11 protein-coding genes are annotated in these 12,682 nt (G+C 69.7%); all 11 read right to left on the bottom strand.

Translation table 11 applies throughout. The annotated features are described in order from the left end of the window. Positions 1-46: 46 nt before the first annotated feature. The 11 genes from murG to JOE59_RS07510 all read right to left on the bottom strand — a co-directional run bounded on the left by murG (position 47) and on the right by JOE59_RS07510 (position 12,666). Positions 47-1,147, bottom strand: coding sequence for an undecaprenyldiphospho-muramoylpentapeptide beta-N-acetylglucosaminyltransferase (murG, locus tag JOE59_RS07460; RefSeq protein ID WP_204459597.1), 1,101 nt, complete (start codon positions 1,145-1,147; stop codon positions 47-49). Then, entirely contained in the window at positions 1,144-2,412 is a 1,269-nt protein-coding gene (gene ftsW, locus JOE59_RS07465; protein WP_204459598.1) for a putative lipid II flippase FtsW, read from the bottom strand. The genes murG and ftsW overlap by 4 nt, the downstream gene beginning before the upstream one ends. Further along, positions 2,372-3,913 carry a UDP-N-acetylmuramoyl-L-alanine--D-glutamate ligase gene (murD, locus tag JOE59_RS07470; RefSeq protein ID WP_204463296.1) on the bottom strand — a complete coding sequence of 514 codons (1,542 nt, stop codon included), beginning with the start codon at positions 3,911-3,913 and terminating at the stop codon, positions 2,372-2,374. Before murD ends, ftsW begins: the two co-directional genes overlap by 41 nt. After that, entirely contained in the window at positions 3,913-5,010 is a 1,098-nt protein-coding gene (mraY, locus tag JOE59_RS07475; protein ID WP_204459599.1) for a phospho-N-acetylmuramoyl-pentapeptide-transferase, read from the bottom strand. Before mraY ends, murD begins: the two co-directional genes overlap by 1 nt. Positions 5,011-5,083: 73 nt before the next feature. Beyond that, positions 5,084-6,496 carry a UDP-N-acetylmuramoyl-tripeptide--D-alanyl-D-alanine ligase gene (locus JOE59_RS07480; protein ID WP_204459600.1) on the bottom strand — a complete coding sequence of 471 codons (1,413 nt, stop codon included), beginning with the start codon at positions 6,494-6,496 and terminating at the stop codon, positions 5,084-5,086. Continuing rightward, positions 6,493-8,040, bottom strand: coding sequence for a Mur ligase family protein (locus tag JOE59_RS07485; protein WP_204459601.1), 1,548 nt, complete (start codon positions 8,038-8,040; stop codon positions 6,493-6,495). The genes JOE59_RS07480 and JOE59_RS07485 overlap by 4 nt, the downstream gene beginning before the upstream one ends. Positions 8,041-8,053: 13 nt before the next feature. Then, positions 8,054-9,862 (bottom strand): peptidoglycan D,D-transpeptidase FtsI family protein, encoded by a 1,809-nt coding sequence (locus JOE59_RS07490; RefSeq protein ID WP_204459602.1) that lies wholly within the window; start codon positions 9,860-9,862, stop codon positions 8,054-8,056. A 29-nt stretch (positions 9,863-9,891) separates the two neighbouring features. Further along, positions 9,892-10,482 carry a cell division protein FtsL gene (gene ftsL / locus JOE59_RS07495; RefSeq protein ID WP_204459603.1) on the bottom strand — a complete coding sequence of 197 codons (591 nt, stop codon included), beginning with the start codon at positions 10,480-10,482 and terminating at the stop codon, positions 9,892-9,894. Then, positions 10,479-11,432, bottom strand: coding sequence for a 16S rRNA (cytosine(1402)-N(4))-methyltransferase RsmH (gene rsmH, locus JOE59_RS07500; protein WP_204459604.1), 954 nt, complete (start codon positions 11,430-11,432; stop codon positions 10,479-10,481). Before rsmH ends, ftsL begins: the two co-directional genes overlap by 4 nt. A gap of 103 nt (positions 11,433-11,535) precedes the next feature. Beyond that, positions 11,536-11,967, bottom strand: a complete 432-nt coding sequence (mraZ, locus tag JOE59_RS07505) for a division/cell wall cluster transcriptional repressor MraZ (protein WP_056651561.1) — start codon at positions 11,965-11,967, stop codon at positions 11,536-11,538. A 309-nt stretch (positions 11,968-12,276) separates the two neighbouring features. After that, entirely contained in the window at positions 12,277-12,666 is a 390-nt protein-coding gene (locus JOE59_RS07510; protein ID WP_204459605.1) for an SCO2097 family morphological protein, read from the bottom strand. Positions 12,667-12,682 lie beyond the last annotated feature (16 nt).

Raw genomic sequence — 12,682 nt, forward strand, 5'->3', positions numbered from 1 at the left:
GCGCCGGTTCGGGCGAGCGGATGTCGCGGCATCCGCTCACTCAACGTTACGCGCCCGACGGGGCGGCGCCGGCTGGCTCGCCGAGCGCCTCGTCGACGAGGGCGACCATGCGGTCGGTGCCGTCGCGGAACCCGACGGATGCGGCGGCCTCCGCCATGACCCGGAGACGGCCGGCGTCGGAGAGCATCGGCAGCAGGGTCGCGTCGACCCACTCGGGCACGAAGTCGGCGTCGTCGACGAGCACGGCTCCCCCGGCCGAGACCACGCCGGCGGCGTTGAACCGCTGCTCGCCGTTGCCGACCGGGTACGGCACGAAGACGGCGGGGATGCCGAGCGCCGAGAGTTCGCACACCGTGGCGGCCCCGGCGCGCGAGACCGCGGCGTCGGCGACGGCGAGGGCGAGGTCCATGCGGTCGGCGTACTCGACCATGCGGTAGTCGGCCACGTCGGGGTCGACGACCTCGGACTTCGCACCGGTGACGTGCAGCACCTGCCATCCGGCAGCCGTGATCGCGTCGGCCGAGTCGACCATCGTGCGGTTGATGCGCCTGGCGCCGAGCGAACCGCCGGTGGCGAGGAGCACCGGTCGCGACGGGTCGAGGTCGAAGTGGGCAGCGGCCTCGCCTCGGAGGGTGGCCGGATCGAGGGTCTCGATCTCGCGGCGCAGCGGCATGCCGACGAGTCGGGCGCCGGGCAGCGGCGTGCCGTCGAAGGCGACGCCGACCGTCGCGGCGAAGCGCGCGCCGAGTCGGTTCGCGAGACCGGGGCGTGCGTTCGCCTCGTGGATCGCGACGGGGATGCCGGCGCGACGCGCGGCGAGGTACGCCGGGGTCGAGACGTAGCCGCCGAAGCCCACGACGACGTCGACGCCTCGCTCGTCGATGATGCGGCGTACTGCGGCGATCGACTCGCGGAATCGCGCCGGGAAGGCCACGGCTGCACGGTTGGGCCGGCGCGGGAACGGCACCTTCGCGATCGTCAGGAGCTCGTAGCCGCGGGCGGGCACGAGTCGGGCCTCGAGGCCTTCGGCCGTGCCGAGCACGAGCACGGATGCCTCGGGGTCGCGTTCGCGCAGCCGGTCGGCGACCGCGAGCAAGGGGTTGACGTGGCCGGCGGTGCCGCCACCGGCGAGGAGGTAGGTGGTCATCGTGCCGCCCGCGATGCTGCGGGGCGACCGCTCTTGCGTGCCGCCGCACGTGCCGCGGCGCGCGCCGGGGCTTCGGGATCGCGCGCGACCGACAAGACGATGCCGATCGCGAAGAGCGTTGTGAGCAGAGCCGTGCCACCCGCGGAGACGAGCGGCAACGGCACACCGAGGATGGGGAAGACGCCGAGCACGACACCGATATTGACACACGCCTGACCGATGATCCACACGAGCACCGCAGCCGTGGCCGTGCGAGCGAACGGCGTGCGCGCCCCGCGCAGCACGCGCCCGAGCGCCACCGCGAGCACGACGAACATGGCGATGACCACGATCGCGCCGATCAGGCCGAGCTCTTCGCCGATGATCGCGAAGATGAAGTCGTTGTCGGCGGCGGGCAGCCACGACCACTTCGCGGCCGAGTTGCCGAGCCCGACGCCGAAGACGCCGCCGTTCGCGAGGGCGAACGATCCGTGCTGGATCTGCCAGCAGTCGCTGACGGAGTCGCCGCTGCCACCGCTCACGCAGTCGGCGTCGAGGAAGGAGGTGATCCGGCGCATGCGACTCTGGCTCGAGACCGCGACGATCGCGAACAGAATGATGGCCGCGAAGATCGGCGGCAGCAGCAGCCGCAGCCGCACCCCGATGAGGAACAGCGCGCCGAGCAGCATGGCGCCCATGATCATGACGGTGCCGAGGTCGCCGCCGAGGAGCACGAGGCCGATCGCGCCGCCGCCGACGAGCACGATCGGCAGCACCCCGTGCACGAAGTCGCCGAGTTGCGCCTCTTTCTTCGTGACGATGAGGCCGAGCCACATCACGAGGGCCACTTTGATGAACTCCGACGGTTGGAACTGCACCGAGCCGATCTCGAGCCAGTTCGTGTTGCCGCCCTTCTCGACGCCGAGGGGTGTCGCGACGACGAGGAGCTGCGGAATGCAGGAGAGGATCAGGGCGGGCCAGGCGAGCCGCATCCAGAACGTCTCTGGCATGCGACTCGCGATGAGCATGAGCGGGATGCCGAAGACGGCGAAGAGTCCCTGACGCAGCGCCTGCGCATAGAAGCTCTCGTCTTCGAGGTGCGACTGCACGACGGAGGCGGAGAGCACCATCACGAGGCCGAAGACGACCAGGAAGAGCGTCGTGCCGAGCAGCAGGAAGTAGTCGGCCGACTCGACGCGGAAGACGCGCCCGAGACGGATCCTGGAGGCCGAGACGCCGGTGCGCTCAGGCTCCGGGGAGCGGTTCGCGCGGGGCGGAGTCGCCATCCGCCTCACCTCCCAGCATCGATCCGACCGCGTCGTGGAACCGCCGTCCGCGATCACCGTAGTCGGCGAACTGGTCCATCGACGCCGCAGCGGGCGCGAGGAGCACGGTGTCGCCCTCTTCAGCGACCGCCGCGGCCAGCGCGACCGCGTCGGGCATCACCGTCTCAGTGTCATCCGTGACCACTTCGAAGAGCGGCAGCTCGGGCGCGTGTCGGCGGAACGCGGCGACGAGCGCGGCGCGGTCGGCGCCGATCACGATCGCGGCGCGGAGGCGTGCGACGTGGGCTGCCACGAGTGCATCGGCGTCGACGCCCTTGAGGAGGCCTCCGACGATCCAGACGACCTTGCCGAACGCCCGCAGCGACGCCTCGGCCGCGTGCGGATTCGTCGCCTTGGAGTCGTCGACCCAGCGGATGCCGCCGGAGACCGCCACCGTCTCGATGCGGTGGGCGTCGAGCCGGAACGAGCCGAGCGCGTCATGGATCACGCCGACCGGCACGCCGAACGAGCGGGCGAGGGCCGACGCCGCGAGGATGTTGGCCACCACGTGCGGGGCGGTGAGCCCTCGAGGTTCCAATTCATCGAGCGTGATGATCTCGAGCGCCGCGGAGTGCCGTTCGTCGAGGAACGCGCGGTCGCAGAGGATTCCCTCGACGACGCCGAAGTCGCTCGGCCCCGGCACGTCGAGCCCGAAGCCGATGGCGCGCGCGCCCTCCTCGACCTCGGCGTCTTCGACCATGCGGCGCGTGGCCTCGTCGGCCCGGTTGAACACGCACGCGACCTTCGTGTTCTCGTAGACCGTCGCCTTCGCGGCCCGATAGGCCTCGAACGAACCGTGCCAGTCGAGGTGGTCGTCGGCGATGTTCAGCACGGTGCTCGCCCACGGGTGCAGCGCGCCCGGTCCCGACGTCGGCAGGTGGTGCAGCTGGTAACTCGAGAGCTCGACGACGAGCACGTCGAACCCGCCCGGGTCGCGCACGGCGTCGAGCACCGGCACGCCGATGTTGCCGCACGGCGCCGCGCGCAGGCCGTTCGCCGCGAGGAATGTCGCCGCCATCTGCACGGTCGTCGTCTTGCCGTTCGTGCCGGTGACCAGGATCCACTCGGCCGTATTGACCTTGTCGCGCACCCGCCAGGCCAGTTCGATGTCGCCCCACACCGCGATCGACGACTCGGCCGCCCACGAGAGCAGCGGGTGATCGGGGTGGAACCCCGGCGAGGCGACGATGAGCTCGGGTGCGAACTCGACGACCTCGGCGGGCACGGCATCGAGCGGATGCCGCAGCAGACCGGCCCCGATGACCTCGAGGATGCGTGCACGATCGTCGTCGACCTCGGGCGCGACGACGAGCACCGACGCGCCGAGCTCGGTCAGCGTGTCGGCGACGGCGAACCCCGTGACGCCGAGACCCATGACGACGACCCGGAGACCGCGCCAATCGGCGTTCCAGCTGGTCAGCGCATCGAGACGATCGGAGACGGGCGAAGCGGCATCCGTCATCAGCTCTGCAGCCACTCGAAGTAGAAGGCGCCGACGCCTGCCGCCACGAGCAGGCCGCCGATGATCCAGAAGCGCACGACGATCGTGACCTCCGCCCATCCCTTCAACTCGAAGTGATGGTGGATCGGACTCATCAGGAAGATGCGCTTGCCGTGCGAGAGCTTGAAGTACGCCCGCTGCACGATGACCGAACCGGTCTCGATCACGAAGAGGCCGCCGATGAGCAGCAGGAGGAGCTCGGTGCGGCTGACGATCGCGAGTGCCGCGAGTGCGCCGCCGAGCGCCAGCGAACCGGTGTCGCCCATGTAGATCTTCGCGGGGTTCGTGTTCCACCACAGGAAGCCGATGAGACCGCCGACGATCGCGGTCGCCACGATCGCGATGTCGAGCGGGTCGCGCACGTCGTAGCAGCGGTACTCGTCGGACGGGTTCAGGCCGGCGGACGCGCACGACTGGTTGAACTGCCAGAAGCCGATGATGACGAACGAGCCGATCGCGAGGATCGAGGCGCCGCCGGCGAGTCCGTCGAGGCCGTCGGTGACGTTGACCGCGTTGGAGGTGCCGACCGCGAGCAGGCAGATCCAGATGACGTAGAGGATCACGCCGACGACCGCGCCGAACACCATGAAGTCGAGCGGCAGGTCCCTGATGAACGAGATCTTGGTATCGGCGGGAGTGATCGCGCGATCGTTCGGGAACTGGAGCGCGAGCAGGGCGAACGCCCCGGCGATGATCACCTGGCCGACGACCTTCGCCCAGCCGCCGAGACCGAGGCTCTGCTTCTTGCGGGTCTTCAGGAAGTCGTCGATGAAGCCGACCACGCCGAGTCCGACCATCATGAACAGCACGAGCAGGCCCGTCGCCGTCGGCTTCTCGTCGCTGACGAGCAGCGTCGCGACGAAGTACCCGAAGAGGGTGCCCAGGATGAAGATGATGCCGCCCATGGTGGGCGTGCCGCGCTTGACGTGATGGCTCTGCGGCCCGTCGTCGCGGATGAACTGCCCCCACCCGAGCCGTGTGAACAGCCGGATGAACAGCGGGGTCAGAAACAGCGTGAAGGCGAGCGACAACGCCCCAGCGGTCAGCAGTGCTCTCACGCGAACCACTCTCCCAGTCGATCGTCGGGCAGGCCGGCCGTGTGCCCTGCCCCGCCGCGTACCTGAACAGCGCTCACGCGAACCATTCTCCCAGTCGGTCGCCCAGCAGGCGGAGACCCGCCGCATTCGACGATTTCACCAATACCGTGTCGCCGGGGCGCACGGACGACGTGACGAGGTCGAACGCCTCGTCGGCGGACTCGACGAAGGCGGATTCGCCGTCCCACGAGCCCTCGTTGATCGCCGTGATGTGCAGGCGACGTGCGCCGGCTCCCACCACGACGAGTTGCGAGATGCCGAGCCGCACCGCGAGCAGTCCGATGCGATCGTGCTCCTCGCCCGAGAACTCCCCGAGCTCGCTCATCTCACCGAGCACCGCGATCGTGCGGGCCTCGGGGTTCTTCACCTGCGCGAGCGTCTTCAGCGCGGCCGACATCGAGTCGGGGCTCGCGTTGTAGGCGTCGTTGATGATCGTGACGCCGTCGCGACCGCCCATGACCTGCATGCGCCAGCGCTCGGCGAGGGTCACTTGCTCGAGCGCGGCGACGACCGCGGCGAGCGGTACGCCGAGTTCGACGGATGCCGCGATGGCCGCGAGTGCGTTCATGACGTGGTGCTCCCCCAGCACCGAGAACTGCACCCGTGCAGACTCGCCGCCGGGGATCGTCACGGTGAACTCGGTGCCGCGCGCGTGGGCGCGGATGTCGGTCGCCCGGACGTCGGCGGACTCGCCGAATCCGAACCAGATGACGCGCGCCGCGGTGAGGCCCGCCATGGGCACCACGCGCGGGTCGTCGGCGTTCAGCACCGCGACATCCGTCTCGACGAGGTCGGTGACCATCTCGGACTTGGCCAGCACGGTCTGCTCGATGCCGCCGAACTCACCGGCGTGGGCGAGGCCGACCTTCAGCACGATGCCGACGTCCGGCCGAGCCATGCGCACCAGCCGTGCGATCTCGCCGACGCCCGAGGCGCCCATCTCGGCGACGAGGAACTCGGTCTCGTTCGTGAGCTCGAGCATCGTGATCGGCGCGCCGACCTCGTTGTTGAACGAGGCGCGGGCAGCGACGGTCGGGCCGACGCGCTCGAGCACCGTGCGCAGGAGGTTCTTCGTGGTCGTCTTGCCGTTCGAGCCGGTGACGCCGACGATGCGCAGTCGCCCGAGTGCGCGCACCCGGCGCACGACCTCGCTCGCGAGGGCGCCGAGGGCGTCGACCGAGTCGGCGACGACGATCTGCGGCACGGGGAGGTCGAGGGCGTGTTCGACGATGAGCAGGGCGGCGCCCTGTTCGGCTGCGGCCGGGGCGAAGCGGTGGCCGTCGTCGAACTCGCCGCGCTTGGCGACGAACACGCCGCCCGCGCCGACCTCTCGGGAGTCGGTCGTCACGACCCCGTCGATGATCGTGTCGGGCGTGGCCTGGGTGGCGTCGAGCCGAAGCGCGCCGGCGGTGGCCGAAGCGATCTCGGCCAGGGTCATGGCGATCATGCGAGCCACCCCGCGTCGCGCAGTGCCTGCCGGGAATCGTCTCTTGCGGAGTACGGGATCTTGACGCCCTTCACTTCGTGGTAGTCCTCGTGACCGGGGCCGGCGTAGAGGATCGCATCGCCGTCGCCCGCCAGGGCGAGCGCGGCGCGGAACGCCTCGCGCGGATCGGCGATCTCGTGGATCTCGCGGTCGGGAACGGCCTCGCGAGCGCCGGCGATGAGCGCGGCGCGGATCGAGGCCGGGTCTTCGAACCGCGGGTGGAAATCGGTGATGACGACCACGTCGGCCCCGCGGGCGGCGATCGCGCCCATCTCTGCGCGCTTCGTGGTGTCGCGGTCGCCGTCGGCGCCGAAGACCATGACGACTCGGCCCGCCGTCGAACGGCGGATCGCACCGAGGGTCTGCAGGAAGGCGTCGGGGCTGTGGCCGTAGTCGATGTAGACCACCGGACCGCGATCGCCCGAGATGCGCTCTGCACGGCCCGGGATGTACGCCTGCACGCCGCCGTCGCGCTCGAGCGCGGCGCCGATGAGGTCGAGGTCGTACCCGGCCTCGGTGAGCATGACGATCGCGAGGGCGGCGTTGGCGGCCATGTACCAGCCGAGCAGCGGCACCTGGGTCTCGATCCGGCGACCATCGGGGCCGTCAAGTCGGAACGACGTGTGGTCGGCGCCCTCTTCGAGCACCGTGATGCGCCAGTCGGCCTCGACGCCGTCGACCGAGGCGAGGGTCGTCACGGGGATGCGCGACTCGGCGACGAGGCGACTGCCCCACTCGGAGTCGACCGTGACCACGCCGCGTCGCGATCGCTCGGGCTGGAACAGCTCGCGCTTCGCCTCGAAGTACTCGTCCATCGAGCTGTAGTCGTCGAGGTGGTCGTGCGTCAGGTTGGTGAACCCGACCACGTCGAAGACGAGTCCGTCGACGCGGTGGCGCGAGAGCGCCTGCGCGGAGACCTCGATGCCGACAGCGCGCACGTCGACCTCGCGCATGCGGGCGAGCAGCGCGTGCAGCTCGCTCGCCTCGGGGGTCGTGAGCGAGCTCGTCACGGCCTCGTCGCCGATGCGCCGCTCGGCCGTCGACGTGAGGCCGGCCATGATGCCGAGCTGGCGGAGCATGCCGTACAGCAGGTAGACGACGCTCGTCTTGCCGTTGGTGCCGGTGACGGCGAAGAACGTCGCGGGGTTCTCGGCGGTGCGGTGGATCCACGCCGCGACCTCGCCGAGCGCCGCGCGCACGTCGTCGGTCACGAGGATCGGGAGGCCGGCATCGGCCGCGCGCTCGGCGCCCGCGGCATCGGTGAGCAGCGCGACGGCGCCCGCCTCACGAGCGGATGCCGCGAAGTCGGCGCCGTGGGCGTTGCGCCCGGGCACCCCGACGTACAGGTCGCCGGGCTGCACGCTCTTCGAGGACAGGCCGGCTCCGGTCACCTCGAGACCGTCGATCTCGCCGAGCACGGCGAATCCGAACGCTTCGGCGAGGCCGGGAAGCGATCGGGGACTCGGGTGCTTCGGCCGGAGAGCCGTGAGAGGCGTTCCGGTCACGAACCCAACTTTCTCACCAGGTGGCTGGCAGCTCGGGCGCCGGGGCGCCGGATGGAACGGTCCGGTACTTCTTCAGCACCTGGCTCATCACCTCTTGGAAGACGGGAGCGGATGCGGCGGACGAATTCATCTTAACGGGATTCATGATGCTCACCGAAACGACGAACTGCGGATCGTCCGCCGGAGCGAACCCCGAGACCGAGACGAGGTACTCCTTGCGGTAGCCGCCCTTGCCGTCGGGGAACTGGGCGGTGCCGGTCTTCGCGGCGACCCGGTAGCCCGGAATGTTCCACTCGTCGGAGAGCCAGGCGTCCTGGTAGACGCGCTCGAGCATCTGGCTCGTCTCCGACGCGGCTTCGGCCGAGATCACCCGCTCGCCCTTCGACGGGGCCGGCGTCGCAGTGCCGTCCTCGTTGATGCATCTGTCGACGAGGCTGACCGGCATGCGCACGCCGCCGTTCGCGATGGTCTGGTAGACACTCGCGATCTGCACCGCGGTCGTGGTCAACCCCTGGCCGAACATCGTCGCGTACTTGGTCTGGTTGTCCCAGTCCTCGTCGGGGTCGCCGTGCAGGTCGCCCGGCTCCTCCGCGAGGAATCCGACCTCGGTCGGGCTGCCGAGGCCGAACTTCAGCATGTCGTCGTAGCGGGCCCGGTCGGTCATCAGTTCGCCGAACTGCGACATCCCCGTGTTCGAGGACTCGATGAGCACGCCGGTGAGTGTCAGCGGCAGGTCTTCGTGGCTCGAGCTGTCGTTGATGTTCGCCCCGTTGGGGAACACGATGCGGTAGGGCGCCGTGATCTTGCTGAAGGGATCGGCGAGGCCCGCGTTGATCACGGATGCCGCGGTGAGCGCCTTGAACGTCGAGCCGGGCTCGAAGGGCGCGGTGAACGAGCGGGAGCCTCGATCCTCCTCGTCGGTCGCGGACGGCTTGTTCGGGTCGACCGTCGGCACGTCGGCGACCGCGAGGAGTCGCCCGGTCTTCGCCTCCATGACGGTCACGGTCGCCCACTCGGCGCCGACCTCCTGCACCCGGGCCTCGGCGATGCGCTGCACGGCCCACTGCAGGTCGGTGTCGATCGTGAGCTGCAGCATGCCGCCGTCATGGGCCTGCTTGTGCACGATCTCGGTGCCGGGGATCTTCACCCAGTCCTGGAGGCTGTGCAGGTAGCTGACCTTGCCGTTCTCACTCGCGAGGCATTCGTCCTCGGAGCGTTCGAGGCCGGCGACGGGTTCGCCGTCGGGGTCGACCCAGCCCACGAGATTGCCGGCGACGGCACCGTTGGGGTACCGACGACTCGGGTGATCATCGGCGTACACCCACGGGATGTCGAGCGCCTTCACCTTCTCGTAGGTCTCGGTGTCGACGAGTTTGGCGACGTAGGCGTAGTCCGCGTTCGGGTCTTCAGCGAGCTCGGCGGAGATGATGCCCTCCACCTGGTCGCCGGTCAGTCCGACCACTTCGCCGAGCTCCGCCGCGAGTTCGGGCATCGGCACGACGACGTCCTTCGTCTTGTCGGGGTTGTCGGGATCGGGTACTTCGCGCTCGACGATCGCCTTCGACGCCTGCTTCGGCGACAGCACGATGTCGTACCGCATCACGCTGTCGGCGAGCACCTTGCCGTTCGCATCGACGATGTCGCCACGTGATCCCCAGACGGTGACCGGCTCCGAACGTGCGTCCTGCGCCTGCTCGTTGAGCTCGGCCGCACGGACGATCTGGATGTCGACGAGGCGGACGACGAAGACGCCGACCAGGGCCAGGAGCACTGCGGCGGAGAGCAGGATCCGCCGCATCGGGTGGCGGCTGGTGCGGTTCATCGAGTGGGTCCTCGCAAGCGGTAGAACGGTCAGTGCGTGGCGGGCGTCGGCAGTCCGCCGTCGACAGGCGCCGCCGGAGCCCCCGCAGGAGCCCCGGGTGTCGCACCATCAGCCCGACCGGGAGTTCCTCCGGTCGGAGTCTCCCCCGCCTGTGCCTTGCCGGTCGACGGCACGCCGTCGATCAGCGCATTCGGGACGAGCGGCGCGGACGCCCCGGCACCGCCTTCGGCCGCCTTCGGCTCGCCGAGCACGGCGCCGTCGGAGAGTCGGAGATAGACGGGGTCCGAGTTCGGCACCATGCCGAGCCCCTCGGCCTTCGTGGCGAGGAACTGGGGCGACTCGACGCGGTCGAGGTCTTCGGAGAGCTTCTGCTCGTCGCGGGTGAGCGTCGTCTGCTGCATCTGCAGCGCATCGATCTCGTACGCTCCCTGCGTCACCGCGATCGAGAGCAGGAGCTGCGCCACGATGATGACCGCCACGCCGCCGAGCGCGATGACCGCGTATGCGAGCCTCGGCTTCGACCGAGGCGCTCGTTCGGGCGCCGGGCGGAGCCGTCGCTGCGGGCGCTCGGGACCGACCCGCCGGGGGGCGGGGAGGGACTGGGCCTGCACGGCGCTCATGACGGCCTCCGCACGCGCTCAGCGGCACGGAGCCGCACGGGCTTGGCCCTCGGGTTCTCCGCCTGCTCGTCTTCGCTCGCGAGTTCGGCGCCCCGCACCAGGAGTTTGAACTCGGGCCGGTGCTCGGGCAGCTCCATCGGCAGGCCGGCCGGAGCCGACGAGCTCGACGCTGCGGCGAGCGAACGCTTGACGATCCGATCCTCGAGCGACTGGTAGGCCAGTACGACGATGCGGCCGCCGACGGCGATGGTGTCGAGCGCGGCGGGCATCGCCCGCTCGAGCACCGAGAGCTCCTCGTTGACCTCGATGCGCAGCGCCTGGAACACCCGCTTTGCGGGGTGACCCTGCCGCTGGATCGCGACCGGGGTCGCCGCCTGGATGATGGCGACGAGCTCGGCCGAACGCGTGATCGGGGCCTCCGCTCGCGCCCGCACGATCGCCCTCGCGTAGCGCGCGGCGAGCTTCTCCTCGCCGTAGTCGAGGAAGATCCGGCGAAGCTCCTCTTCGCTCTCCTCTGCGATCACATCGGCCGCGGTGCGGCCGCTCGTGAAGTCCATGCGCATGTCGAGCGGCGCATCCTTCGAGTAGGCGAAGCCGCGCTCGGCGCGGTCGAGCTGGAGCGAGGAGACGCCGAGGTCGAAGAGCACGCCCTGCACCTCGCGGAACCCCTCGCTGCGAACGGCCTCGACGATGCCGTCGTAGACCGTGTGCACGAATCGGGCACGGTCGCCGAACTTCGCGAGTCGCTCGCGGGCGATGCCGAGTGCGTCGGTGTCGCGATCGAGTCCGATGACCGTGAGCTTCGGGAAGTGCTCGAGGAACGCGGCGGTGTGGCCGCCCATGCCGAGGGTCGCGTCGACCATCACGGCGCCGTCGGCCTCGAGGGCCGGGGCCAGGAGTTCGAGCGTGCGCTCGAGCATGACCGGGGTGTGAATGCGTTCGATGTCCATGATTCCGCCTTGCCTTCGTGGCCTCGGGTTCCGATCCCCATCCGTTCGTCCTGATGCGGGGAAGTGCACCAGGCGCGGCCGGCTGGGGGTCGGAGCCCGAGGACTAGAAGAGTCCGGGGATCACCTCCTCCGCCGTGTCCGCGAAGGCCGCCTCTTGCTCGGCGAGGTAGCTCGCCCATGCCGTCGCGTCCCAGATCTCCACCCGGCTGCCCGTTCCGATGACCGTGAGGTCGCGGTCGAGGCCCGCGTAGGCGCGGAGCGTGGCGGGGATGGTGACGCGATGCTGCTTGTCGGGGGTCTCCGCGGAAGCCCCCGAGAGGAAGACGCGCATGTAGTCGCGCGCCTGCTTGCTCGTTACCGGGGCTTGGCGGATCTTGTCGCTCATGCTCTCGAACTCCCGCGCGCTGAACACGTAGATGCAGTGTTCCTGCCCGCGCGTGAGCACGAGACCGCTCGAGAGCTCCTCCCGGAATTTCGCCGGAAGAATGACGCGGCCCTTCTCATCGAGCTTTGGTTCATAGCTACCGAGGAACACCACACCACCCCCTTTCCTCCGGCCAGAATCCAGGTGACCCCACTTTACTCCACTCTCATCCACCAATCAACGACATTCGCGCATCGTGGCGTGTCATCGCATGAGCGTGCCCCGTGAATACAGGGATCAAGCGGGTGGAGTGGAGTGGAGGGATCCGGCGCGAACGATCGCCATGGCCGATGCGAACGGCACATTCAGGCAGCGGATGCCGCGCAGCGCGCCGGGCTGAGACGGCGGAGTGCCGCCCGGGCGCACGAAAAACGGGCCGATCCGAAGATCGACCCGTTCAGGTGGTGCGAAGTGGAGGGATCAGCCCTGGCCGTCTTGGCGGCGATCCCAACGCTCGTTCATGCGGTCCATGAAGCTGCCGCCCGTGATGCCGCGACCGCGTCGATTCGCGGCCGGCGCCTCTGCGGGGGCGGCGGTTGCTGCGCCGCGTTTGGACGGGGTGATCGCGACGAGCACCCCGGCGAACATGAGGGCGAAGCCGACGACCCCGATGATGAGGAGTTGCGAGGCCACGCCCGCGATCAGCGCGCCCGCGCCGGCGACGGCGAGCAGCACTCCGAGCACGATGGCCCGGTAGTTCGGCCGTCGACCACGAACACCGCCGACCGCTTGCACGAAGTCGGCGTCATTGCGATAGAGGTTCCGCTCCATCTCCTCGAGAAGACGTTGCTCCTGCTCCGAAAGCGGCATCTCATTCCCCTCAGGC

Origin of the sequence: Agromyces cerinus, assembly GCF_016907835.1 — a bacterium.
In the GTDB taxonomy this organism is placed as follows: Bacteria; Actinomycetota; Actinomycetes; order Actinomycetales; family Microbacteriaceae; genus Agromyces; species Agromyces nitratus.